Source organism: Nocardia thraciensis (assembly GCF_054782435.1).
Genome location: NZ_BAAGSM010000007.1, coordinates 203696 through 228256, shown reverse-complemented (window position 1 = coordinate 228256; position 24561 = coordinate 203696). Strand labels below are relative to the sequence as shown.

Here is a 24561-nt window from a genome sequence, read left to right as displayed (position 1 = left end):
GTCACCGGTAGATCGGAGTCCGGCGCCACGCTGTCACGGGCTGCAGGTAGCCGTTGCGGCTGAGCCACTGCACCGTATCCGTCAGGTCGTCCTCGGGAATCCCGGTGTCCTGCACCAGTTCATCGACGGTGCTGGTACCGCCGACCTCCTTCACCTGGTGCAGGACGTACAGTTCGAATTCGGTCAGCTGATGGTGCGAGCCGAGCACATAGGTCGCCCCCACCGTCAACTGCCAGGCGGTGACGCCGACGATGTAGCGATGGCGTTTCAGCCACGCCAGCGCGTCCTCGATCTCGTAGGCGGGCGCGTCCAGCAGGTCCGCCACTTCGTCGGCGGTGCGGGCCGCGGGGCTTTCGGACAACACTTCGAGAGTATCGGCCTGGGCAGTGGTGAGTTCAGTCATTCCTCGATACCGGCGTGAGAGTGTGGCCTGGGCGCCTAGACCGTACAGCGAATACGCGCTCCGCGCTCTTTGTCCGAATTCCCATGAGTGGATGTCACAGTCGCTACCGGGGTCGTGGGCCGGATTGCGCCGCCACGTCCGGCCCGGTGGGCGGATCGATTCCGGGCTCGGGCTGCCAGGCCGCGATGGTGCCCGGAACCCCGTCCCGCACAACGAATTCGGCGCGGGTGGTGACGGGTGCACCCGGTTGCCGCACATACGGGACGACGCGGAATTCGCTGCGCCACAGGCCGTGGTCGAGATCGACCCGCACGTAGCCGCGCTGCCCGTTGAAGAACTTCAGGTCGGGATTGGCGGCCAACAGGGCGCGGCCGCGGGCGGTCAGATCCGCGCCGTCACCGCCCGTGGTGATCGAGGTGCCGGTGAATTCGGTGGCCACCACCGGCGATTCGGGGCGGGCGTAGTCGGCGCGCAGGTCGGCGGCGTAGTTCTCGTGCCGGTCGCCGGTGAGCACCACGAGATTTCGCGCGCCGCGACCGGCGGCGGCGCCCAGGACGGCGTTGCGGTCTGCCACATAGCCGTCCCACGAATCGGTGCCCACCGAGATTCCCGGGCCGGGGTCGTAGTCTGATTGCGCCATCGCCACCTGGTTCCCGAGGATCTGCCAGCGGGCGGGCGAGTCCGCGAAGCCGTCGAGCAGCCAATCGCGCTGCCGGGCACCGAGTATGGTGCGGTCGGCGGCGAATCGCTCGGGGCAGTCGTCGACCAGGTTGCCGTCGCCGCACGCCTGCTCGGTGCGGTACTGCCGGGTGTCGAGCATGGTGATCTCGGCCAGGTCGCCGAAGCGGTAGCGCCGATGCAGCCGCATATCGGGCCCCGACGGCAGTTGGGCGAGCCGCAGCGGCTGATGCTCGTACATCGCCCGGAACGCCGCGGCGCGTCGCCGCCGGTACAGCGCCGGGATCCGATGGATATCGATGCCCAGGCCCGGGGAGTCACCCGCCCAGTTGTTGTCGACCTCGTGGTCGTCCATGGTGACCAGCCAGGGGAAGGCGGCGTGCGCGGCGCGCAGCGGCGCCTCGGCCTTGTTCTGCGCGTAGCGCAGGCGGTAGCCGGGCAGGTCGACCGATTCGTTCCAGAACTGCCGGTCCATCGTGGCCCCCGCCCGGCCCAGCATCCACACCTGTTCGTAGATGTAGTCGCCCAGATGTACGACCAGGTCGAGATCCTCGGCGCTCAGGTGCTCGTAGGCGGTGAAGTAGCCGGAGTGCCAGGCCTGACAGGAGGCGAACGCGAAACGCAGGCGCGCGGTCGGGCTGCCCGGCGCGGGGGCCGTGCGGGTCCGGCCGACCGGGGAGACCACCGAGCCCGCGCGAAACCGGTAGAAGTACCAGCGGTCCGGCGCCAAGCCGCGCACCTCGGGATGCACGCTGTGTGCGAATTCACGGGTGGCCACCGCCGAACCGCGGGCGACCACCTGCCGGAAGTGCTCGTCGTCGGCGACCTCGTAATCGACGGTCACCGGCGCCTGTGCCGTCCCGCCGAGCCCGTCCGGCGCGAACGGGTCCGGCGCCAGCCGCGTCCACAGCACCACACCGTCCGGCGTCGGGTCGCCGGAGGCCACACCCAACGAGAACGGGTCGTCGCCGCGCCACCGCGGCGCCGCGAATTTCGCACTGCCCACCGCCGAGACGCCGACGAGCAGCGCGGCCGACCCGGCGGTGCCGAACCTCAGCAACTGCCGCCGCGACAGAACCATAAGCCAGGGTAACCCAACTAGAGAATCCCTCCGATTCGACGGGGGACCTCAGCGATGCCTTTCCTCCTCATATCCCGCGCCCGTCTTTCCGTATCACCTGGGCGCCTGTCTTCCCATATCACCTGTGCGCCTTTCCTTCTCGTATCCCCGAGGGGCTTTTGACCGGGGCGGCGGTACTGTCGGTTCGGTGAGGAAGTGGTTGCGTCGAAAGTCTCGCCGGGTCGGCCGGTTCGACCGGGCCGTCAGCGGTGCGGTCGCGGAGCTGCCGATCTCGACGGTCGACCGCGGCATGCTGCGGTTGACCAGGTCCGCCGACAACGGCGTGCTCTGGCTGGCCATCGCGGCGGTCCTCGCCACCCGCAAGGGCGCCACGCGCCGGGCGGGGCTGCGCGGGGTGGTCGCGCTGGGCGGCGCCACTGTCGCCGCCAACACGTTCAAGACCGTCGTGGGCCGCCGCCGCCCGGCCGCCGAACTGCTGCCGCTGGATCGCCGGCTGATCCGCCGCCCGGCCTCCTCGTCGTTCCCGTCCGGGCACAGCGCCTCGGCTATCGCCTTCGCCACGGCGGTAGCCATGGAGAGCCCGCGCAGCGCCCGGGTGGTGGCGCCGCTGGCCGCCACGGTCGCCTACTCCCGGGTGCACACCGGCGTGCACTGGACCTCCGACGTGCTGGTCGGCGCGGCGATCGGCGGCGGTGTCGCGCTGGCGACCCGACGCTGGTGGCCGGTGCGGCATTCGGACGAGGCGGCGGCCAGCCCGGTGCGCGAGGTGCCGGTGCTGGCCGACGGCAAGGGCCTGGTGATCGTCGTCAACCCGATGTCCGGCGCGCCCGACTACGACCCGACCCGCGACATCTCCCTGGCGCTGCCCGCGGCGACCGTGCTGCGCGCCGAACCGGGCGTCGACTGCGTCGAGCAACTGACGCGGGCGCTGGCCGAGCGCACCGACCGGCCCGCCGCGGTAGGCGTCGCGGGCGGGGACGGCACGGTCGCGGCGGTCGCGGCGGTCGCGCTGGAGCAGGGACTGCCGCTCGTGGTCGTCCCGACCGGCACCCTCAACCATTTCGCGCGCGATGTCGGCGTGTACGACCTGCGCGAGGTCGTGGACGCCACCGGCGCCGGGGAGGCCGTCTCGGTCGACGTGGCGAGCGTGGAGTTCGGCGTCGAGGGCCGCTCCCGCACGCAGTACTGGATCAATACCGCCAGCCTCGGCGCCTATTCGGATCTGGTGCGGCTGCGCGAGAAATGGCAGGAGCGGTGGGGGAAGTGGCCCGCCTTCGCCGCCGCCCTGGTGGTCACGCTGCGGCGGGCCGAGCCGATCCGGATCCGGCTGGACGGGCGGTGGCAGGAGGTGTGGTTCCTGTTCGCGGGCAACGGTTCCTACGATCCGCCGGGCGCGGTCCCCGCGTTCCGCTCCCGGCTCGATTCCGGCCTGCTGGACATCCGCTGGCTGCGCGCCGACCTGAAGTTCTCCCGCACCCGCGCCGCCGTCGCCCTGCTGCTCGCCGCCATCGGACACAGCAAGGTCTACGGCGAGCGCATGGTCCCCGCACTGACCGTCGAACTACCGAGGCAGCAGGCGCTGGCCACCGACGGCGAGGTGATCGGCGAGGCCACGCACCTGCACTTCAGCGTGCCCGGCCAGATCGCGGTGTACCGCCGCGACGAGGAGAACCCGCAGTGGGCGGACCGCGACCGCCCGCATCACCGGCAGTGAGACTCCACGACGCGTGAGGACGATCGAGGGCGGCACCGATGGTGTGCTCCCGATACGCATTGACCCGCGGCGCGATCCCAGGCAGTATTCGTAACCTATTGAACCGGTTACTTGGCGTTGGGAGGCACCGTGGGCGATATCGAGGTCGTCGTCTTCGACGTGCTCGGGACGATGGTCGATGAGCCGAGCGGGCTGCGGGCGGGGATTCGCGAGGCGGTGCCCGCCGCCGACCAGGCGTTCGTCGGCGAGTTGCTCAGCGTGTGGCAGCGGCATGTCGAGCGCGAGCAGCGGCGTATCGCGCGGGGTCAGCGGCGGTATGCCGGTACCGAGATCATCGACGCCGAGGCGGCGCAGCGGGTGGCCGATCGTGCCGGGCTCATCGATCCTGCGGTCATCGCCCGGCTGGCGACCGCGGGGCGGCGGCTGCCGCCCTGGGACGATTCGGCCGACGGTCTCGAGCGGCTGGCCCTGCGCTTTCCCGTCATCGGCCTCTCCAACGCCGGTCGCGTCGCACTACCGCGACTCAACGCATATGCCAGATTGCGCTGGCACCAAGCCCTGTCGAGCGAGACCGTCCAGGCGTACAAGCCCGCGCCGGAGATCTACCAGCTCGCCGTCGACACCGCCGGATGTCCGGCCGACCGCGTACTCATGGTGGCCGCCCACGCCTGGGACCTGCGGGGAGCCCAGGCGAGCGGCATGCGCACCGCCTACGTCCGGCGACCGGTGGGAGACCCGCCGATCGGCTCCGATGTCTTCGACTGGCACTTCGACAGCCTCGACGAGCTGGTCACAACGCTGACGGCCGGGTGATTGCGGCACCTCGCTACCGGTGCCGCGTCGTATGGGCCCGCCGCAGTGCCCGGAGTTCGTCGGCGCGCGGGTCGGCGACCTCGTAGGAGTCGGGGAAGCCGAAGGTGCGGACGGTGCGGGTGAGGGCATCGAATCGCGACCAGCCCGGATCGCCGTGTGTCGCAAAGCGAACCCAGGCCCCGTGCACCTCGTCGGCCAGGCGCTGGGGCGGGTTCGGGCCGGTCAGGGTGTGCGCCGCGGCGAGCTGGTCGAAGACGAACGGCACCTCCATGACATGGCAGGCGCCGAGGTTCTCGATGCCTGAGGGCCACTCGAATTCGTAGACGTAGGCCGGGTTCCCGGCCGTCGCGGTGGCTTCGGCGATGCGCATGACATCGTCTCGGAAGACGACATCGGTGATGACCGCGGCGAAGATATCGGCGGGTGCGGCGCCCGGGCGATTCGCGGCATAGCGTTCGGCGACCGAGGGGTCCAGTCCGTAGCGAGAGAGGACGAACGGCAGGGTCTCCTCGGTGATCCCCGCCGCGATACCCGTCGGGAAGGTGAAGAACCGGAACTCCTCCGCGGTCCAGCCCGCGATCAACGGGACCGTCCGATCCGGTTGCCCCACAATGACTTCCGTCGGCAGGCCCAGAATCAGATCGCCATCGACGACCGGGAAGAAGCTCAGGATGCCGAGCCCGTTGGCGACGACCGAGGGGCCCCACTTCCCGGGGTCCGGATCCGCTATCAGCGCCAGCGTGGTCCAATCCTGCACCGTGCGTAGCTGGTCCGGCGTCAGCTGGCCGAACGCCGCCGCGGTCGGGTCGATTCCCAGCTTCGCGGCGGCGTTCTCGGCGACCTTGCGCGCGTCCTCGGCGGCGGCGACCGCGGAACCGTTGGCGCTCTGCACGATCGCGCGCCGGAACAGGCCGCGGGCGGCGGGCGAGGCGATGAGGTTCACCACGCTCATGCCTCCGGCCGACTCCCCGAAGACGGTGACATTGCCCGGATCCCCGCCGAACGCGGCGACATTCTCCTGCACCCACTGCAGGGCGAAGATCTGGTCGCGCAGACCGCGATTGAGCGGCGCGCCCGGCACGGCAGCGAAACCGGAGATGCCGAGCCGGTAGTTGATCGACACCACCACGACGCCGTCGCGCGCGAACGCGCTGCCGTCGTAGATCTTTCGCGCGTTGGACCCGCGGGCGAAGGCGCCGCCGTGGATCCACACCAGCACCGGGAGTCCCGCGCTGCTGGTGTCGGGTGACCACACATTCACGTTCAGGTACTCGTCGCCGGGGATCCCATCGCTGCCGAGGAGGGCGTGGATGGGCGGTGGATACGGCGACTGCACGCAGGTGGGGCCGTGCGCGAGGGCATCGCGCACGCCGGACCACTCGCGCACCGGCTTCGGCACGTCGAACCGGGCGGGCCCGACCGGCGGCGCCGCGTACGGGATGCCGAGGAAGCTGCTGACTCCGCCCTCGGTCACGCCGCGCACCTTGCCGCCGGTCACCGACACAATAGTTTCCATAGGGACTCCTTCGTCACCCGTTCACCCCGGAGCCGAATTCCGGACACTACTCGACAGTACGGGTTCGGCCCCGGCGCGGCGGCGGGTTCCGGACTGTCGCGGGCCCGCAGCGTACGAGGCGCCGGTGACCATCCCGGCGCTCTCGGTGAGCAGGATCTGTTCGACGACCTGCTGTTCGGGGATGCCCTGCGGGCCGCCCTCCACCGCCGTCACCTTGGACAGTCCCTGGTGCGCGCCGCCCTGCCGCACATGTACGCGCATCGAGTCGATGAAATACACCAGCGGATAACGGGACAGGTCCTCGATGCGCTGCGGGACCCCGTGCTCGACTAGGTAGTCGCGCGCGCCGTACAGGCCCAGGCAGTAGTCGCCTGCAGGTCGACGATCTGGACCTGGCGTCGAGCTTCCCACCCATGATGCGCGAATCCGTCTCGTCCACCAACGTTTTCGTGCACGTCGAGGCGACGCGCGCGGCGGCGGGGCTGGGGCTGCTCCCCTGCTTCATGGCCGACCGCCACGCCGATTTGGTACGGGTGCTGCCCGACGCGGTAGCCGTCCGCCTGACCTACTGGCTGGTCGCCCGCGCGGAAACCCTGCGCAGGCCGGAGGTTTTCGCGGTGGTCGACGCGGTGCGGGCCACGGTGAGCGAACAGCGCGATGTGCTGCTGAAGCTGTGAATCGCGTCAGCCGGTCCGCAGGCGCACCGGGAGTTCCACCAGGCCGCGGATGAGCGCTCCGTGGTGCCACCGCGGTTCGAAGGCCGACTCCGCCAGGGCCAGGTCCGGGAAGCATCGCAGCAGAGCCGTGAACGCGATCTCCGCCTCCAGCCGGGCCAGCGGGGCCCCGACGCAGAAGTGGATGCCGTGCCCGAATGCCAAGTGCCCGCCCGGATCTCCGGCGATATCGAGGTTGTCGGGAGCGCGGTAGCGCGCCGGATCGTGATTGCCCGCGGCCAGCGAAACATAGACAAGCTCGTTCGCGGGGATGTCGACTCCGGCGATCCGCACCGGCTCGCCGGTGTAGCGCACCGTGGCCCAGCCGACCGGGCCGTCGTAGCGCAGGAACTCCTCGACGGCGGCGGGCACGGCGGCCGGGTCCGCGCGCAGCGCGTCGAACTGAGATCTGTTGCGCAGCAAGGCCAATGTGCCGTTACCGATGAGGTTCACCGTCGTCTCGTGCCCGGCGACCAGCAGCAGGAATGCCATCGCCACCAGCTCGGACTCGGACAACTGGTCGCCGTCGTCGCGCACGTGCGCCAGGCCGGACAGCAGATCCTCCTCCGGCTCGCGGCGCTTGGCGGCCACCAGTTTCCGCAGATACTCCGACATCGCGACCGAGGCGGTGTTGCGTTCGCGCACGCCGCCCACCGAGCCCACCAGCACCCTGGTCCACGCCTGGAACTCGGTGCGATCGCCGAACGGTACCCCCAGCAGCTCGCAGATCACGGTGACCGGCAGCGGATTCGCGAAGGCCTCCAGCAGGTCGACCTCGTCCCGGGTGGCCATCTCGTCGAGCAGCGCCGCGGTGATCTCCTCGATGCGCGGCCGCAGCGCCGCCGTCCGGCGCGGCGTGAACGCCTTGACCACCAGCTTGCGCAGGCGGGTGTGGTCCGGCGGGTCACTGTTCAGCATGTGCGCGGACAACGCCTGCGCATCCGCGTTCGCCACCAGCGCGGACTCGCGGCGCTCGTGGAAGATCTCATAGATGCCCGCGGCGCTCTTGCGCAGCCGCGGGTCGCTCAGCGCCGCCCGGCCCTCGGCATATCCGATGATCACCCAGCCGTCGACACCGTCGGAGAAGCGCACCCGGTGCACGGGCCCGCTCTCCCGCCAGCAGCGGTAGTACCGATGCGGATCGGTGTGGAAATCGTCGCCGACCTCCTGGATCCGGTTCGCGACCTCGCTGTCGACCATGCTGTCCTCGCTGTCTCCCGCGCGACCTGTGCGACGGCTGCGCCCGACCGGCTCAGCGGCGCCCCCTGCCCGCCCCAAACTACCGAAATCCGTGCTGTCGCGCCGTTTTCGCAGCTGGCGAACCGGACAGCCAAGCGCACGGCACACCCAAACCTCCCCTCTCGACACAGCTCACCCCTTCCCGGTACGCCTCGTTGATTTCCGGCATGCTTTAAGCCGGAATCCACTGGCACACTCGCGGGTTCCGGACCAAAGTGGGTGGATTCTCGTAGATCGCTCGACGGGGAAGGCGGGGAGGGTCAAACTGGCGGCGTGGCAGGACAATTCGTGCCGATCCCGGACTGGATGTCCGACCAGAACCAGGACTGCGGGGTCGCGATCGCCGATATCGGCGGCGACGGCGCCCCCGACGTCGCGGTGCTGCGGGTCGACGACCTCGACGGCCAGAATGCCGGGTACTACCGCATCGGCACCGCGTTACCGGCCGACGGCGATGTAAAGTCCTGGGGCCCATGGCTTTCCGTACCGGAATGGTGGGGTTGGCAGAACCAGGGCGCCGGGATAGCGATCGCCGACCTGAACGGCAGCGGCCGCCCGGACCTGGTGGTGTTCCTGGTCGACAATCCGGCGGGCCAGAACCAGGGATACTTCCGCATCGGGCGCGACCTCGCCGTCGACGGCACCGTGACCGGCGGCTGGACGCCGTGGCAGCGGATTCCCGACTGGTACGGGTGGGAGAACCAGGGCGCCGACATCTGCCTGACCACCATCGACGGGCAGGCCGCGCTGGTGGTGTTGACCGTCGACAACCCGGTGGGCCCGAACGCGGGCCGTTTCCGCCTGGCCAAGGGACTCACCGCCGAGGGCGCGGTGGCCGAATGGACCCCGTGGGTCGCGGTCCCCGACTGGTGGGGCTGGGAGAATCAGGGCGCGGGCGTCACCGCCGCCGATCTCGACGGTGACGGCCGCGCGGAGCTGATCGTATTCACCGTCGACCACCCGCAGCAGGGAAACGCCGGGATGTACACCATCGGCTGGGCGCTGGACGGCACCGGTCACTGCGTCGACGGATGGAGCACCTGGTCCGCGGTTCCCGGCTGGGGATTCTTCGAAAACCAGGGCGCGGCAGTGGCTCTGCTGCCCACCCCGGGCGGCCCGCCGGAGCTGGTGATCGCCACCGTCGATCACCCGCAGGGCGGTAACACCGGCTTTCTGCGCGTCGTGGAGCTGGATACCGACCTGGCGCAGGCCCCCGCCGAGGGACTGTGGCGCATTCTGGATTTCGACACCGAGATCAATCCGGTGCACGCCGCCCTGCTGCACACCGGTGACGTGCTGTTCTTCGCCGGTTCCGGCAACGACGCCGACCGGCTGGACGCACGCGAATTCCGTACTCGCGTCTGGCATTACCCGAACCCGGGGCTGAGCGCGCCCGAGACGCCGATCGATATGTTCTGCGCCGGGCACACATTCCTGCCGGACGGGCGGCTGCTGGCCGTCGGCGGGACCGAACGCTACGACCCCTTCTACGGCCTGCGCGACGCACTGCTGTTCGATGTCGCCGAGCAGGCCTGGAAGGTCCTGCCGGACATGGCATTCGGGCGCTGGTACCCCACGCTGGCGGAGTTGCCGGACGGCAATGTGGTCGCGACCTCGGGCCTCGGCGACGACAACTTCCTGTCGCAGGTCCCGGAGCTGTTCGACACCGCGACGCAGACCTGGTCGCAGCTGCCGGTCCCGGGGCCGATCCCGATGTACGGCCACCTGGTCCTGCTCGACGACGGACGGCTGTTCTACACCGGCGGCCAGCTGGGCGGCAACAACGGCATGCGCCCGTCGGTCTGGGATCCCGCCACCGGCGCGGTCACCGTGGTACCCGGACTGACCGACCCGGAGGCACGAAACCAGTCCAGCAGCGTGCTGTTACCCCCGGCACAGCGCCAGCGAGTGATGATTCTGGGCGGCGGCGGGTACGACATGCACTCGGGCGCAGCGGTTCTGGACGACACCCGGATCGTCGACTTCGGCGCACCCACCCCGGAATACCTGCCCGGGCCGCCGATGCACCATGCCCGCATGCATCTGAACGCGGTGCTACTGCCGGACCGGACGGTGCTGGCCGCGGGCGGCTCCGGGATGGAGGAGATGGCCGATATGGCTCCCTCGCACGCGGAGATCCTCGACCCCGAGACCGGGACCTGGACCGCCACCGCGCCGGAACGTGTTGTCCGCCTGTATCATTCGGTCGCGCTGCTGACGCCCGACGGCAAAGTGATCACGGCGGGTTCCAACCCGGCCCGCAAGACCGAAGAGTTGCGCATCGAAATCTACTGGCCGCCATATCTTTTCCGCGGCGCGCGCCCCGAGCTGACCCTGGCGTCCGACACCGTCACCTACGGCGCGGAACTCACCGCCACGACGACGGGCACGCTGCGCGACGCCTGCCTCGTGCACCCCAGCTCGTGCACCCACTCCACCAACAACGACCAGCGCCTGGTCGATCTGCCGCTCGCCGTCGCCGAGCCCGGGTCCGTCACCCTGACGCTGCCGTCCAATCCGGCCCTGGCCCCGCCCGGCTGGTACCTGGTCTTTGTCGTCGATACCGACGGGGTGCCCTCGGTGGGGCGCTGGGTGCGCCTGACCTCGTAGCGGCCCGAATCGCCGAACGACACCCGGTCAGCGTACGAATTGGCGTCATCGCGGCAAATCGGCGCACATCGGGCGCCGCGAGCAATACCGTGGAGTATGCGCACTTTCGTACACTTGGTGCTGTTCGCCTGCGCAGTGGCGATCGCCGCCGGGACGTTCGGCCCGCTCGTCGGCTCGGCCGAGGCCCGCGACGTGCAGTTCGCCGATCTGCGTGACGGCTTCGCCGCCGAGCAGACCCTCGACCAGATCGCCGGTCAGAACACCTCGATCCAGTCGTCGCTGGCGATTTTCCTGCTCGTGATCGCCGCCGTCGTCCTGCTGGCCGCGCTGTTCGGCTCGCGTGCCATCGGCTGGATCGGAGTACTCGGCGGTCTGGTCGTGCTCGGCGTGGTCGGCTGGCGGCTGGACGAGCGGTTCGGCGACCAGCTGCGCGACGACTACCGCGATCTGTTCGGCGGCGCCTGGGGCCTGTACGCGATCGGCGGCGGGCTGCTCGTCGCACTGCTGGCGCTGCTGGTTCCGCGCGAGCGCGCGGTGCGATAGGCGAACGCCGAACCACGCCGAGGCACGTGGGAGCCTGGAACAGTCAGTCACAGAACCGAAGGAGAGCGCGCATGTCGACCGAGACCGTGGACGCCGTGGTGATCGGGATGGGCCCGGGTGGCGAGGATGTCGCGACGCGGCTGGCCACGGCGGGGCTCGCGGTCGTCGGCGTGGAGGGCCGATTGGTCGGCGGCGAGTGCCCCTACTACGCGTGCGTGCCCACCAAGATGATGGTGCGCGCGGCCGAGACACTCGCGGAGGCTCGACGGGTCGGCGAGTTGGCGGGTTCGGCGCAGGCGCACCCGGATTGGCGGCCGGTGGCCGACCGGATACGCGACGAGGCGACCGACAACTGGGACGATACGGTCGCGGTCGAACGCTTCGAGAAGGCCGGTGGGCGGTTCGTGCGCGGCTGGGGCCGCATCAGCGCGCCGGGCGAGGTGACGGTGACCACCGCCGAGGGCCCCCGAGTTTTCCGGGCCGAGCGGGCGATCGTGCTGAATCCCGGTACGGCGCCGGCGGTTCCGCCCATCGAGGGCCTCGCCGATACACCCTACTGGACCAACCGGGAGGCCGTGACCACCACAGCGGTGCCCGAGTCGCTGATCGTGCTCGGCGGCGGTCCCGTGGGAATGGAGTTCGCTCAGATCTTTTCGCGTTTCGGCGCGGACGTCACGGTCGTGGTGCGGCACCGCATCCTGCCCAAGGAGGAGCCCGAGGCGGCCGACCTGCTCGCCGAAGTCTTTGCCGAAGAAGGGATTTCGATCCGCTCCGAGGTGGATACCACGCGAATCGAGCATGACGGAGAGCGGTTCACCGTGCACCTGGACGCGGGCGAACAGCTGCGCGCGCGGCAGGTGCTGGTGGCCACCGGCCGCCGAACCGACCTGGCGGCGTTGGGAATCGGCGCGGTCGGGCTGGACGAGTCCGCCCGCGGCATCGAGGTCGACGAGCATCTGCGGGCCGCCGACGGGGTGTGGGCCATCGGCGACATCACCGGCCGCGGCGCCTTCACGCACATGTCGATGTACCAGGCCCGGATCGCGGCCGCCGATATCCTCGGCGACACCTCGGAATCCGCCCGCTACCACGCGGTTCCCCGCGTCACCTTCACCGATCCCGAGGTGGGCGCGGTCGGCATGACCGAGGCTCGGGCGCGCGACGCCGGTCTGACCGTGCGCACCGGCGTCACCGACCTCGCGGCCTCCACCCGGGGCTGGATACACAAGGTCGGTAAAGCCGGGCTCATCAAACTGGTCGAGGACGCGGACCGCGGCGTGCTGGTCGGCGCGACCTCCGTCGGCCCGCAGGGCGGAGAAGTGTTGAGCGCCTTGGCCGTTGCCGTGCACGCGGAGGTCCCCACCCAGTCCCTGCGCCGCATGATCTACGCCTACCCCACCTTCCACCGCGCGATCGAAGCCGCCCTCGACTCACTGGCGTGAGAGCAGCCGGGCTCCCGGTACGACCCGGCAAGCGGGACCCGCTGCGGCGTGGCCTACTTGGCCGCTACGGCGGACCAGCCGTTGTGCGTGGCGGACGTCCCCGGAGCCACGCTCGCCACGGGGTCACCGGTGCAGTCCTTCGAGGCGTACACCAGGAAGTCTCGCCTGCTCCGGTTCTCGATACGGATGTCACGCGGGAAACCGCTGGCCCAGCACGAGTCCAGGTCGCTCAGCTCCAGCGTGTCATCGATGATCACCACCTCACGCCCGTCCCCGAACCCCGCCGAGCCGCTGGGAGCGGCGGAAACGAGGGGCGCCGCCACGGACATCGCGACGACGGCGAGAGCGCCTACCACAGAACACATTCCAAGTTTCATGGGATGACCCTATAGGCTCGCGCTCCGGCGGGACACGGTCGGTCGCCCGGTGCGCACGGCGGTGACCGCCACGGTCGCGTAGTGCATCGTGAAGCTGCCGCCGAGGGCATCGATCGCGCCGCCGGCGGCGGACAGTACGACCGCCAGCTGGTCGGGAGGCAGGGTGGTGAGGGTGCCGTGGGTGGGCATCTGGTCCAGCCACTCGTCGCGGGTGTAGGTCCGCTCCCAGTCGAATCGCCACTGCTCGGAGGCGCCGAAATCGCCCGCGGCCCGCATCCCGTCGACGGCCTTGTCGAAGATCGGCTGATAGGCCTCCACCATCGTCCGACCGGCCGCCACGGACTGCCGCATCGCCCGCACGTCGACCGGCGAGTCGGGCACCGCCCGCTCGAAGGCGTCGACGGTCGCGGCCGTCACCTCCTCCGGGGCCTGGAACACGTGCCAGAACACCGCCAGCCGACCACCCGGCCGCAACACCCGCGCCGCCTTGGCCGCGCCCAGTCCGGGATCCACCCAGTGCCAGGCGGTTCCGGCGACGACCGCGTCGAAGTCCCGGCCCGCCGGATCCCACTCCTCGAACGTCGCCACCTCGGCCTCGACCCCGCTGCGCCGCGCGAACTCGGCCATCCGCACATCCGGTTCGACCCCGAGCACACGACAGCCGAGCACCTGGAACTGCCGCGCCTCGATCCCGGTCCCACAGCCGACGTCGAGGACATCGAGGCTGGGAACGGAAGCGGTGTTCGCATCGCGGTCCGGCGTGGCGGCGATGATGCGTGCCAGGAGGGCGTGTGGGTAGGGCAGGCGGGTGCGGTCGTAGCGTTCGACATCAGCGCCGAAGGATTCGGCCATCTGCCGGGCGCGATGCGGCTCGGTGGCGGGTTCCGGGGATACAGTGGGCATGCGCCCACATTAAGTGGGCGGATGCCCACTCGTCAACCCGTGGTTGTCGCCAACCTCGGAGTAGAAGGAGAGATACGCGCTATGCCGACCGGAGTCGCCCTCCGCGATGTTCGCGAGCAGCTGTTCGACGCCGCCGAACGCGTGCTGCTTCGAGACGGCGCGAGCGCCGTGACCAGCCGGGCGGTCACCGCCGAGGCGGGCTGCGCCAAGGGCGTACTGCACCGGCACTTCGAGGATTTCGACGCCTTCCTGGCCGAACTGGTACTCGACCGCACCGAGCGGATGCGCGCCCGGGCCGCCGTCCTGCGCGAATCCGCGGGCGCCGCAACGGTTGTCGACAACCTCACCGAGGCGCTGGTGGCTGTCTTCGGCTCGGTGGCCGTGGCGATCGTGCCGCTGGTCACCTTCCGGGACGAGTTGCGCGCCCGGCTACGCCGGGCCGGGGCGACCGGCCTGCCGGTCCTGTCCGAAGCCGGGGCGATGATCGCCGAATATCTCACCGCCGAGCGCGATCTGGGCCGCATCGCGGCCGATGCCGACGTCGACACCCTGGGACTCTCGCTGATCGGCTCCGGCCATCTGGTGACGGCGGGCCACGGAATACCGGACCCCGAATCCGTCCGCAGGATCGTGACCACGGTGATCGGCGGCTGCTGTTCGTGACGCGGTGCGCTGCCGTATATTTCGCGACATGCCCAGTGATGCCCAGCTGAAGGTTCAAAACGCCCTCCACCGCGCGCTGCTCAAGGTCAGCGGCGGGCGGCTGGGCCGGACCGTCGTGGGGATGCCCGCCCTCGAACTCACCACCATCGGCCGCAAGTCCGGCGAGCCGCGCCGGGTCATGCTGACCGCACCGATCATCGACGACGACACGATCGTGATCGTGGCCTCGCGCGGCGGCGATCCCACGCACCCGGCGTGGTATCTGAACCTGCGGGACAACCCCGCCGTCGAGGTGTCGATGCAGAGCGGTCCCCGGCGGCCGATGACGGCGCGCATCGCCACCGAGGAGGAACGCGCCGCGCTGTGGCCCCGCGTCGTCGAGGCATTCCAGGGCTACGGCGACTACCAGCGCAAGACCACCCGCGAGATTCCACTGGTGCTGTTGACGCCGAAAGGCTGAGGCCCTCAACTCCTGCGACGGAAGGCCCGCACCTTCGCTCGGTTGCCGCAGGTCTCCATCGAGCACCAGGTCCGTGACCTGTTGCGCGAATGGTCGTAGTAGGCCCAGCGGCAGTCGGGGTTGCGGCACGCCTTGAGCCGATCCCAGGTGCCGTCCGCCGTCGCGGTCACCACGATCGCCAGCAGGCGCGCGAGGGCGGCGTCGGCCGACTCCGGATCGCGCGGCACCAGCCGTGCCGCGCCCGCCACCGACCGCATCACCAGCGGCAGTTCTCGTGCCAGGTCGTCCAGATCGCCGATGTCGGCGCCGGGGTCTTCCCGGCCGATCAGCAACGCCCGCAACCCTTCTCGCACACGGACCGCCCGCCGCAGGTCGGCGTCGCGCACCGGGCGGTCCGCGGCCAGCAGGTCCCGCTCGACCAGCCAGCGACGTAGTGCGCCCGCATCGGCGAGGTCGTCGGTGCCGTACACCAGGCTGCGCGTATTGATCAGGTCCTCCACCCAGCGCAGCGGCGGCGGCGCGGTCGACGGATCCCTCGAATGCATACCCCATCGTAACCATCTATTGACATATACCGGTGTCGTAACCAGCATTGGTTGTATGACGGTTACAGCCCGAACTCCTTCCGAGACCGCCCGGCGCGGCGGCTGGCTGGCGGCGCTGTTCATCGGCGCGTTCGCCGTGGCCTGCACCGAATTCGTGCCGGTCGGCCTGCTTCCGCAGATCGTGGACAACCTGCGCGTCAGTCCCGGCGCGGCCGGTCAGCTGGTGACGGCGAACGCCCTTGCCCTGGCCGTCGGCGCGCCGGTGCTCGCGGCGGTGTTCGCCGGGGTCGACCGCCGCCGCGTGCTCGTATCGACCCTGGCGGTTTTCGCCGCGGGCCACGTCGTGGCCGGACTGGCGCCGAACTATTCCGTGCTCCTGGCCTCCCGCCTGGTCAGCGGGGCCACGATGGGCCTCTACCTCGCGACCGCCATCGCCACCGCCGCCCGGCTCGCCCCCGAACCCCGCCGCGCCCGCGCGATCGCGACCATCGTCGCCGGTGTCAGCACCGCCACCGCGCTCGGCGTGCCGGTCAGCACCCTGCTCGGCCAGGGCCTGAGCTGGCGGCTCGCGCTCGGCGGCCTGGCCGTGCCCGCGCTCGTTGCCCTCGCGCTGAACCACCGCTTGCTGCCGTCGCTGAGCGGCGACGAAACCCATTCGCGGCGAGAGCGATTCGCCGCACTGCGCGCCCGCCCGGTGTTGCTCGGGCTCGCCGCGATCGTGCTGTTCTGGGGAGGCTCGTTCACCGTATTCACCTATCTCGCACCGCTTTTGGATACCCGCGCGGGACTGGGCGGCGCGGCGGTCACCGGCGTGCTGTTCCTCGCCGGGCTCGGGGCGGTGGCGGGCAATCTGCTGGGCGGGCGGCTCGCCGACGCGTGGCCCCGCGCCGCCCTCGCGGGTACCGCGACCGTGACCGCGGCGGCTCTGCTGGTGACTCTGCCGGCCACCTCGTCGGCCGTCGGAGCGGTTGTGCTCGTGGCGATCTGGCAGCTCGCGGCCTGGTCGTTCGTGCCCGTGATCCAGTCCGCGCTGTTCCGCGCCGCGGGGCCGGGCGGCGAGCTGGCGCTGTCGTTCGCGGTGTCCGGATTCAATATCGGCATCGTCCTCGGCGCGGGCCTCGGCGGCGTGGCCATCGACCGGGCGGGCCTGTCCGCGGTGGCGGCCCTCGGCGGCGGGCTGTCGGTAATGGCCCTTGCCCTGGTCGTCGCGCTGATCCGCGCCCAGCCGGAGCCGCTCGCACGAGGCGATGCGGTCTAGCGTCCCGACGTCGACACCTTGCGACGGCAACCGATGGCAGAGACGAGGCCATCGGTACGCGCGGACAAACAGCGGCCCTGCTCGACGATCCGCGCCCGCACCGGCTGGCTGGCGCCTGCGGCCCCACTGCCACTACCGTGGGGCCGGTTCGGAGCCCCGATCGTTGGGAGTGAGCGTGTCGGTATCGACGATCGAGGACGCGGCGACGCGGTCCTCGACCGGCGTCGTCCCGCAGCGCCGCCCCCTCCCGGCCGCGGCGGTCTGGACGCTCCTGGTGTTGGGCGCGGTGGCGGGCGGCTATTACGTCAAACAGGTCATCGAGGCACCGCCGATCCTGCTGCACCTGAAGGATCTGGGCGTCTACCAGATCGCCGCGAATCGCGTGGTCGATGGCGTCTCCGTCTACGACACCCCGCTGCTGGGCAATACGCGCGGCGTCTGGGAATTCGTGTACACCCCGTTCGCCGCGCTGGTGTTCCTGCCGCTGGTGGCGCTGCGCGGCGACCTGTTCACCTACGCCGGCGCGTTCGGCGACTTCGCGATGCTCACCGCGTCGTGCTGGGCGGCCTTGTCGATGCTCGGCTACCGGCGCGACCCGCGGCTGCTGGTGACGGGAGTCTCGGCCGCGGGCCTGCTGGTGTGGTGCGAGCCGGTGCGCGAGACGATGGCGTTCGGGCAGATCAACATCTTCCTGCTGCTGCTCGTGCTGGCGGATACGGCCCTGCCCGACTCCTCGCGATGGAAGGGCGCGCTGACCGGGATCGCGGCCGGAATCAAGCTGACCCCCGCGTTCTTCGTGGTCTACTTCCTGGTCACCCGGCGGTACCGCGCCGCCGCCACAGCCACGGCGACGTGCGTCGCGACCGTGCTCCTCGGGCTCGCGGCGCTGCCGAAGGATTCGCTGACGTTCTGGGGCGGCGCGTTCGCCGATCCGACCCGCGTGGGCGTGCCGGAGAATCCGCAGAACGAATCGCTGCGCGGGATGGTCGCCCGGACCATCGGCGTCGCGGGCACGCACCAGGTGCTCTGGCTGCTCGGGGCCGTCGCCGTCGCCGGGATCTGCCTGGTGCTGGCGCGGCGGCTGTCGCTGACCGGGCACGAGCTGCCCGCCGTGGTCCTGGTCGGCCTCACCACCACCGCGGTATCGCCGTACAGCTGGCTGCACCACTGGGTCTGGCTCGCACCGCTGCTGATCTACCTGACCGACCTGGCCGCGCGCCGCCGCGGACTCGCCGCACCGCTCGGCCTGGCGGTGGCGCTGGTGATCGCGTCGGGCGGGGTGCTGTCCTTCTACGACCCGACCATGAGCAGCATCATCGCCCTGCCCTCCCGCGCCCACCTGGGAGTCTTCTATCACAACGCCTACATCTGGCTGACCCTCGCGCTGTTCGTCGCGGCGGCTGTCTACCTACGGCGTGCGCACCCCGCCATCCCGCCACGACACTCCGTCATCCCGGCACGCTTTTCGCCGGGATCATCGCCCGTGGATTCCGGCCAAAAGCGTGCCGGAAATAAGAGTGAATGCGAGCGTGCCCGAAATAAGAAGTGAATGCGAGCGTGCCCGAAATAAGAAGTGAATGTGGGCGTGCCGGAAATGAGAGTTGATGTGCCACTGGAGGGCATGCGCCGGACTGGCGGGTCCGCTGCGGGCGTGGCGGTCACCTGATCGGCTGGGTGATGCCGTTGTGTTCGTCGTTGACCAGGTGGAATGCGGTTGCCAGGTCATCGATTACCGCCTGCCACGCGTCCTGGCTGCCGATGCCGTGGGGGTCGCGGGACAGGGCCAGCAACGCGGTAGCGGCGTCGACCGCTTGCACGGCGGCGGCCAGCAGCGCGGGGATCGGATCCGGTCCGCTGCGGGACACGAGGGTCGCGATGCGGTCGCGCAACCAGCGAGCATCGAACTGCGCCTGCTCGGACAGGCCCCGTTCCCCGGGCACGGCGGGCGCGACGGTACTGGCGGCCGACCACCGGCGCTCGGTCTCGCCGAGCGGCGCCGCCACGATCACCTGCCGTAATTCATTGCTGATCACGCGGTGCAGCAATCCGGCCAGCTCGGCATGTTCGACCGACGGATCCGGCGCTACCCCGCCGGTCGTCACATCGTTCGCGCCGACCTGCAGAACCGCCAGCACCGCCCGCAACTGCGCAGTCGTCGCCACACGACCCCCTCGTGTACCCGCTCTCCGGTCGGAGACCGATGTCGTCCCGTTCACCGCGACACGGACGGATGGGATCACCAGCCCGAACCGCCATCGCGCTCACGCGGGCATACTCTCAGCAATCAGAGGGGTTGTCTATCGGAATCGAACGCGAATCCCATAATCTGGACCAACTGCCGATATCGGCGGCAACCGTACAGCCGCAGGATGCGCTCAGGGCGAAGGTGGACCCGCGAGGATGGCGGTGACCACGTCCACCAGCTCGGCGAGCACCTGGTCGGGTTCGAGCTGCACACCGGAGATCGCGAGCAGGTCCTGTGTCTGGTGTAGGTCGCCCAGCACCTGGAAGGTCAGCGTCATGGCCTGGGCCAGCCGGAAACGCATTGTGCCCGAGGGTAGTTCGGGAACCGCGCGGCCCAGCAGCGACATGAACCGCACCGCCTGATCGGCGAAGCCGTCGGCCACGACGGTCAACGCCGGGTGTCCCCCGCCGACGATCCCCGCGATGAACTTCACCCAGGACGCCCCCTCGCCCGTGGCCATCTCCCACACCGGCAGCACGAACGCCTCGGCGAGCCCGCGCGGGGAGACGGCGCCCGAGCTCTCCATCTCGTCGAGCAGCGCGCCGCGCCGGGCCGCGACGACGTCGCTGCGCCGCCGTATCAGCGTCTCGATCAGCGCGTCCTTGGAACCGAAGTGATAGTGCACGGCCGCGACATTCGCACCGGCCGCGGACATCACGGCGCGCAGCGAGACGCCGTCGATGCCGCGCTCGGCGAACAATCGCTCCGCGGCCAGCACCAGCCGCCGGTCCGTCGGCATGGCCAGTTCCTCGTCGCTGACGCGAAGTTCGGTTCCGCCGCTCGCTGCACTCGTCACGTGGCGCATTGTAATCACCTGCGGACGTGCACCGTTCACGATCTCTATCAAGTGATGTAATCAATTGATAGCGTGCGTGCCGTGAGCACCACCGCCTCCGCGCACGACCTCGCCGACCTGATGAGCCTGGTAACCGGCGACCGCACCGCTACGGTGCCGGTGGTCGAGGTCTTCTCCGGCGAACCGGTGGCCCAGCTGCCACAGTCGGCGCCCGCCGATGTCGACGCCGCGTTCGCTCGCGCCCGGGCCGCGCAGGCCGAGTGGGCGCGGTGGCCGGTCCGGCGGCGGCTGGCCGTGTTCGAGCGGTTCCACCGCCTATGTGCACGAGTCCGTCTATCCCGCCTTCCGGGACCGGTTCGTCGAGCGGGTGTCGGCGCTGCGGGTCGGGCCCGGCTACGGCTTCGATGTGGAGATGGGCGGGCTGGTGTCCGCGGATCAGCTGGATCGCGTTGCGGCACAGGTGAATCAGGCCCGGGGCGACGGCGCGCGGGTGCTCACCGGCGGGCGGGCCCGCCCGGTCGTCGCGCTCTATTCGTTCTCGACCGTGGACGAGGCGGTGGCGCGGACCAACGACACCCGCTTCGGGCTCAGCGCGAGCGTCTGGGGGCGGGACCTGTCCGCCGCCGGGCCGTCGGGGTCCGTCTCGCGGCCGGACACGTGAACGTCAACGACAGCGCCGCCCTCGCCTACGCCGGAAAGAGCGCTCCCTCAGGCGGTTTCAAGGCCTCCGGGCTGGGCGTCCGCGACGGCGACGCCGGGCTGCTGAAGTTCACCGAGTCCACCAATGTGGCCACCCTGACGCGCCAGGTACTCGGGCCCGAGCCCGGCGTCTCGCTTCAGGATTCGCTGAGTGTGCCCAGGTGCTCCGCCGCGAGTACTCGGACGGCCTTCTTGTCCGGCTTGCCGAGGCCCGTCAGCGGGAGTTCGTCGACGACGATGACGTGCTTGGGAACCTGGACGGAACCTTTGCGCTGTTTGACGGTTTCCTGGATCTCGGTGGTCACCGTGGCGACGGCGGCGGGATCGGCGGCCGTCTCCGGCGTGAGCACGACGACCGCGGTGACGGCCTCGCCCCAGCGCGCGTCGGGCACCCCGACGACGGCGACGCTGCGCACCCGCTCATGTTCGGAGACAACGTCTTCCACCTCCCGGGGGAAGACGTTGAACCCGCCGGTGACGACCATGTCCTTGCTGCGGCCGACGATGTGCAGGAAGCCGTCGTCGTCCATGCGGGCCAGGTCGCCGGTGCGCAGCCAGCCGTTGCGGAAGGTCTCCGCGGTGATCTCGGGCAGATTCAGGTAGCCGCCCGCCAGCAGCGGCCCGGCGACGCCGATCTCGCCGACCTCGCCGGGGGCGACGATATTGTCCTCCGGATCGAGCAGTTCGACGCGCAGTGCCACCGACGGCCGCCCGCAGGAGCTCAGCCGCTGCTCGTCGTGTTCGTCCTTGCCGAGGTAGCTGATCGCCATCGGGGCCTCGGACTGTCCGAAGTACTGCGCGAAGATCGGCCCGAAACGGTCGATGGCCTGCCGCAGGCGCGTCGGATCGATGGCCGAGGCCCCGTAGTAGACGGTCTCCAGCGAGGACAGGTCGCGGGTCTCGATGTCCGGGTGGTCGAGCAGGGCGTAGATCATCGACGGCACCAGCATGGTGGCGCTGATCCGGTGTTCCTCGATGGCGCGCAACACTTCTCCCGCGTCGAAGCGTGGCACCACCACGCACTGTCCGCCCAGCAGCACCACCGGCAGGAAGAACGCGGCGCCCGCATGCGACAGCGGCGTGCAGACCAGGAATTTCGGCCGCTTCGGCCACTCCCACTCCGACAGCTGGATCTGCGTCATGGTCGCCATGGTGAGCGCGGTTCCGATGACGCCCTTGGGTTTTCCGGTGGTGCCGCCGGTGTAGCTGATCGAGATGACGTCGCCGGGCAGCAGTTCGGCGGCCACGACCGGTTCCGGCTCGAACTTGTCGGCGGCGGCGAGCAGATCGACGCCCACATCGGCCAGTTCCTCGGGCACCGGGCCCAGGACCAGCACGCGGGTCAGTTCCGGCACACGGTCGACCAGTTCCCGGGCGCGCTCGACGAAGGCGGGCACGGGGTCCAGCACCAGGGTCGTGATGCCCGCATCCGACAGCACGTAGACGTGATCGTCCAGCCCGCCGATGGGGTGCAGCGCTGTCCGCCGATGCCCGCGCACCTGCCCCGCGCCGATGGTGAACAGCACCTCGGGGCGATTCAGCGCGAGCACTCCGACCGGGGTGCCGGTGTCGACCCCGTGTGCCGCGAACGCGGCGATATAGCGGCTGATCGCGTCCAGCACCTGCGCGCCGGTCAAGACGGTGTCACCGAGCGTCAGTACCGGGACATCGCGATGGCGACGCAGCCCGGCCACCAGACTGTGGCCATTGTGCACAGGCAGTCGCAGCCGAGTATCGGGATCGATTGTGGTCATAGGTAGTTCAGCTCCAAGCTTCATCGATCGACATTTTCCGCCCCTCCCGACGCGCCTTCCTTCCCTGTCATGTGAGCGAAGGGGCGGCGTACAGGGTGACGACGCAGGCGCCGCCGAGGCCGAGGTTGTGCGCCAAGGCGATGCGGGCGTCGGGGACCTGGCGGGCCCCGGCCGTTCCACGCAGTTGCCAGGACAATTCCGTCGCCTGGGCCAGGCCCGTGGCGCCGAGCGGGTGGCCCTTGGAGATCAGACCGCCGGACGGGTTGACCACCCAGGCGCCGCCGTAGGTGGTGGCGCCGGATTCCACCAGCGCACCCGATTCGCCCTCGCCGCACAGGCCGAGCGCCTCGTAGGTGATCAGCTCGTTGATCGAGAAGCAGTCGTGCAGTTCGATCACGTCGACATCCGCGATGGTCAGGCCTGCGGTGTCGAGGGCGCGCCGGGACGCGGCTCGGGTCATCGGCGCGCCGACGACGTCGATCATCGATCCGGTGTCGAACGCGGACGTGTCGTCGGTGACCAGTTCCTGCGCCAGGATCTCCACGGCCTGCGCCTCGAGCCCATGCTCGCGGACGAAGTCCTCGCTCACGAGCACCGCCGCCGCGGCGCCGTCCGACATGGGCGAGCACTGCGAGCGGGTGAGCGGGCCGTGCACGGGCCGGTCCTCGAGCACCTGCTCCAGGGTGTACGCATTCTGGAACTGCGCCAACGGATTTCGGGTCGAATGCTCGTGGTTCTTCACCGCCACCCGGGCCAGCTGCTCGGGGGTGGTGCCGTAGCGCTTGCCGTGCTCGACCGCGGCATTGCCGAAGAACTGCGTCGTCATCGGGGCGGCGCCGAACTCGTACTGCGCGGACATGACGCGCAAGTGATGATCGACGGTCGTGACCGCGGGCTTGATCGCCGGACCCGCCATCGCCTCCTTCGTCATCTGCTCGAACCCGACGGCCAGCGCCACCTCCGCCAGCCCGGCCCCGACCCACTCGCGGGCCAGCAGCAGCGCCGTGGAACCGGTGGCGCAGTTGTTGTTCACGTTCGCCACCGGGATTCCGGTCAGCCCGATGTCGTAGAGGGCCCGCTGCCCGGCGGCCGACGGCTGGAACACATAGCCGACCGCGGCGCGCCGCACCCGGTCGTAGCCGATGCCCGCATCGCCCAGCGCGCCGCGGACGGCCTCGCCGACCATCTCGGGGTAGGTCCACTCGCGTGAGCCGATCTTCACGAACGACGTCATCCCGACGCCGACGACGAATACCCGCCGCATGCTGTCTCCTGTTCCGGTACGCCGGTGTCTCATTGCCCGGTGAACCTCGGTTCTCGCTTCTCCACGAAGGCCTTTCGGCCCTCGCGCGCGTCACCGGAGGTGAGCACCTCGCGGACGAAGCGGCCCTCGATCCGGCGGGCGTCCTCCTCCGGCAGCCACCCGCTGGCGAGCAGCGACGCCTTGGCGTGCCGCACCGCCAGGGGCGAGTTGCGCGCGACGCGGTCCGCGAGCTCGCGTGCCCGGGCCAGCCCGCCTCCGGCGGGGACGACATGCCCGACCAGCCCGAATTCGTATGCCTCACGGGCGGTGAGCGGGTCGCCGGTGAGGATCATCTCCACCGCCTTGGTGTACGGGATCTGCCGCTTGAGCCGCACGGTCGACCCGGCGCCGGGGATCAGCCCGCGCCGCACCTCGGGCAGTCCGAATGTGGCCTGTTCCTCGGCGACGCGAATATCGGTCTGTTGCAGCATCTCCAGTCCGCCACCCAGACACGCGCCGTTGACCGCGGCGATCAGCGGCTTGCGCAGCGGTGCGGTGAGCAGCAGGCCGCGGCCGATGGCGGCCGGATCGTAGTCGGCCCGCCCGCGCCCGCCCGTCATCCACCCGTCGCCGAGATCGCCTCCGACGCAATAGGTATCGCCCGCACCGGTCAGGATGGCCACGCGGACCTCATCATCGGCGTCGATCTCGTCCCACGTCCGGGCCAGCAGATTGATCATCGCCAGATCCAGGGCATTGTGCCGATGGGGGCGGTTCATGGTCACCACTGCCACGGGTCCGGTGCGTTCGACGAGAAGCGGCTCACCCGGCCCGAATTCCGCCGCGGTGCTCACATTTCCGCCCTT

22 protein-coding genes and 3 pseudogenes are annotated in these 24561 nt (G+C 70.2%); 12 read left to right on the top strand and 13 right to left on the bottom strand.

Features of this window, described 5'->3' with window-relative positions; translation table 11 throughout:
• Position 1: 1 nt before the first annotated feature.
• The gene (locus ACYVLQ_RS01890) at positions 2 to 364 is read right to left on the bottom strand and encodes a hypothetical protein (RefSeq protein ID WP_460695585.1); all 363 of its coding nucleotides are present in this window, start codon (positions 362 to 364) and stop codon (positions 2 to 4) included.
• 142 nt (positions 365 to 506) lie between these two features.
• A complete protein-coding gene (locus ACYVLQ_RS01885) occupies positions 507 to 2162 on the bottom strand; it encodes an alkaline phosphatase D family protein (protein ID WP_460695584.1) in 1656 nt (551 codons plus the stop codon).
• Between the two features lie 187 nt (positions 2163 to 2349).
• On the opposite strand from ACYVLQ_RS01885, the gene ACYVLQ_RS01880 reads away from it, so the two are divergent.
• Positions 2350 to 3876, top strand: coding sequence for a phosphatase PAP2 family protein (locus ACYVLQ_RS01880; RefSeq protein WP_460695583.1), 1527 nt, complete (start codon positions 2350 to 2352; stop codon positions 3874 to 3876).
• A 129-nt stretch (positions 3877 to 4005) separates the two neighbouring features.
• Positions 4006 to 4689 carry a haloacid dehalogenase type II gene (locus ACYVLQ_RS01875; RefSeq protein ID WP_460695582.1) on the top strand — a complete coding sequence of 228 codons (684 nt, stop codon included), beginning with the start codon at positions 4006 to 4008 and terminating at the stop codon, positions 4687 to 4689.
• Between the two features lie 13 nt (positions 4690 to 4702).
• Here the strand turns inward: ACYVLQ_RS01875 and ACYVLQ_RS01870 are convergent, their stop codons facing one another.
• Positions 4703 to 6205 carry a carboxylesterase/lipase family protein gene (locus ACYVLQ_RS01870; protein ID WP_460695581.1) on the bottom strand — a complete coding sequence of 501 codons (1503 nt, stop codon included), beginning with the start codon at positions 6203 to 6205 and terminating at the stop codon, positions 4703 to 4705.
• Between the two features lie 258 nt (positions 6206 to 6463).
• Positions 6464 to 6577, bottom strand: a pseudogene (locus ACYVLQ_RS01865) (LysR family transcriptional regulator); the annotation flags it as partial.
• Between ACYVLQ_RS01865 and ACYVLQ_RS01860 the strand changes: the two are divergent.
• Positions 6571 to 6882, top strand: a pseudogene (locus tag ACYVLQ_RS01860) (LysR substrate-binding domain-containing protein); the annotation flags it as partial. The pseudogenes ACYVLQ_RS01865 and ACYVLQ_RS01860 sit on opposite strands and share 7 nt — an antisense overlap.
• A gap of 6 nt (positions 6883 to 6888) precedes the next feature.
• Here the strand turns inward: ACYVLQ_RS01860 and ACYVLQ_RS01855 are convergent.
• The gene (locus ACYVLQ_RS01855) at positions 6889 to 8118 is read right to left on the bottom strand and encodes a cytochrome P450 family protein (protein WP_460695580.1); all 1230 of its coding nucleotides are present in this window, start codon (positions 8116 to 8118) and stop codon (positions 6889 to 6891) included.
• A 312-nt stretch (positions 8119 to 8430) separates the two neighbouring features.
• Here ACYVLQ_RS01855 and ACYVLQ_RS01850 point away from each other — a divergent pair, with 312 nt between their 5' ends.
• The 3 genes from ACYVLQ_RS01850 to ACYVLQ_RS01840 all read left to right on the top strand — a co-directional run bounded on the left by ACYVLQ_RS01850 (position 8431) and on the right by ACYVLQ_RS01840 (position 12752).
• A complete protein-coding gene (locus tag ACYVLQ_RS01850; RefSeq protein WP_460695579.1) occupies positions 8431 to 10767 on the top strand; it encodes a galactose oxidase-like domain-containing protein in 2337 nt (778 codons plus the stop codon).
• A gap of 96 nt (positions 10768 to 10863) precedes the next feature.
• Positions 10864 to 11310, top strand: a complete 447-nt coding sequence (locus tag ACYVLQ_RS01845) for a hypothetical protein (RefSeq protein ID WP_460695578.1) — start codon at positions 10864 to 10866, stop codon at positions 11308 to 11310.
• Between the two features lie 71 nt (positions 11311 to 11381).
• Entirely contained in the window at positions 11382 to 12752 is a 1371-nt protein-coding gene (locus tag ACYVLQ_RS01840) for a dihydrolipoyl dehydrogenase family protein (protein WP_460695577.1), read from the top strand.
• Between the two features lie 53 nt (positions 12753 to 12805).
• Here the strand turns inward: ACYVLQ_RS01840 and ACYVLQ_RS01835 are convergent, their stop codons facing one another.
• A complete protein-coding gene (locus tag ACYVLQ_RS01835; protein ID WP_460695576.1) occupies positions 12806 to 13129 on the bottom strand; it encodes a hypothetical protein in 324 nt (107 codons plus the stop codon).
• Between the two features lie 9 nt (positions 13130 to 13138).
• On the bottom strand, positions 13139 to 14032 hold the full coding sequence (locus ACYVLQ_RS01830; RefSeq protein ID WP_460695575.1) for a class I SAM-dependent methyltransferase: 894 nt from the start codon (positions 14030 to 14032) through the stop codon (positions 13139 to 13141).
• An 81-nt stretch (positions 14033 to 14113) separates the two neighbouring features.
• Between ACYVLQ_RS01830 and ACYVLQ_RS01825 the strand changes: the two genes are divergently transcribed.
• Together ACYVLQ_RS01825 and ACYVLQ_RS01820 are read left to right on the top strand one after the other, a co-directional pair.
• Positions 14114 to 14695, top strand: a complete 582-nt coding sequence (locus ACYVLQ_RS01825; protein ID WP_460695574.1) for a TetR/AcrR family transcriptional regulator — start codon at positions 14114 to 14116, stop codon at positions 14693 to 14695.
• Positions 14696 to 14723: 28 nt separating this feature from the next.
• Positions 14724 to 15155: a nitroreductase family deazaflavin-dependent oxidoreductase gene (locus ACYVLQ_RS01820; protein ID WP_460695573.1), complete on the top strand. Its 432-nt coding sequence runs from the start codon at positions 14724 to 14726 to the stop codon at positions 15153 to 15155.
• Positions 15156 to 15160: 5 nt separating this feature from the next.
• Here ACYVLQ_RS01820 and ACYVLQ_RS01815 read toward each other — a convergent pair whose 3' ends face one another.
• On the bottom strand, positions 15161 to 15700 hold the full coding sequence (locus ACYVLQ_RS01815; protein WP_460695572.1) for a CGNR zinc finger domain-containing protein: 540 nt from the start codon (positions 15698 to 15700) through the stop codon (positions 15161 to 15163).
• A 55-nt stretch (positions 15701 to 15755) separates the two neighbouring features.
• Between ACYVLQ_RS01815 and ACYVLQ_RS01810 the strand changes: the two genes are divergently transcribed.
• A complete protein-coding gene (locus ACYVLQ_RS01810; protein WP_460695571.1) occupies positions 15756 to 16958 on the top strand; it encodes an MFS transporter in 1203 nt (400 codons plus the stop codon).
• 175 nt (positions 16959 to 17133) lie between these two features.
• Positions 17134 to 18507, top strand: a complete 1374-nt coding sequence (locus ACYVLQ_RS01805; RefSeq protein ID WP_460695570.1) for a glycosyltransferase 87 family protein — start codon at positions 17134 to 17136, stop codon at positions 18505 to 18507.
• A gap of 109 nt (positions 18508 to 18616) precedes the next feature.
• Here the strand turns inward: ACYVLQ_RS01805 and ACYVLQ_RS01800 are convergent, their stop codons facing one another.
• Both ACYVLQ_RS01800 and ACYVLQ_RS01795 read right to left on the bottom strand, forming a co-directional pair.
• Complete coding sequence (locus ACYVLQ_RS01800; RefSeq protein ID WP_460695569.1) at positions 18617 to 19120, bottom strand: hypothetical protein; 504 nt, start codon at positions 19118 to 19120, stop codon at positions 18617 to 18619.
• A 213-nt stretch (positions 19121 to 19333) separates the two neighbouring features.
• Positions 19334 to 20008 (bottom strand): TetR/AcrR family transcriptional regulator, encoded by a 675-nt coding sequence (locus tag ACYVLQ_RS01795; RefSeq protein WP_460695568.1) that lies wholly within the window; start codon positions 20006 to 20008, stop codon positions 19334 to 19336.
• 111 nt (positions 20009 to 20119) lie between these two features.
• Here ACYVLQ_RS01795 and ACYVLQ_RS01790 point away from each other — a divergent pair.
• Positions 20120 to 20263, top strand: a pseudogene (locus ACYVLQ_RS01790) (hypothetical protein); the annotation flags it as partial.
• Between the two features lie 55 nt (positions 20264 to 20318).
• On the top strand, positions 20319 to 20660 hold the full coding sequence (locus ACYVLQ_RS01785; protein ID WP_460695567.1) for an aldehyde dehydrogenase family protein: 342 nt from the start codon (positions 20319 to 20321) through the stop codon (positions 20658 to 20660).
• A gap of 175 nt (positions 20661 to 20835) precedes the next feature.
• Here the strand turns inward: ACYVLQ_RS01785 and fadD8 are convergent, their stop codons facing one another.
• The 3 genes from fadD8 to ACYVLQ_RS01770 form a co-directional block, all read right to left on the bottom strand.
• A complete protein-coding gene (gene fadD8 / locus ACYVLQ_RS01780; protein ID WP_460695566.1) occupies positions 20836 to 22452 on the bottom strand; it encodes a fatty-acid--CoA ligase FadD8 in 1617 nt (538 codons plus the stop codon).
• Positions 22453 to 22519: 67 nt separating this feature from the next.
• Entirely contained in the window at positions 22520 to 23716 is a 1197-nt protein-coding gene (locus ACYVLQ_RS01775) for a thiolase C-terminal domain-containing protein (protein WP_460695565.1), read from the bottom strand.
• Positions 23717 to 23745: 29 nt separating this feature from the next.
• Complete coding sequence (locus tag ACYVLQ_RS01770; protein ID WP_460695564.1) at positions 23746 to 24549, bottom strand: enoyl-CoA hydratase-related protein; 804 nt, start codon at positions 24547 to 24549, stop codon at positions 23746 to 23748.
• Positions 24550 to 24561: the final 12 nt, after the last annotated feature.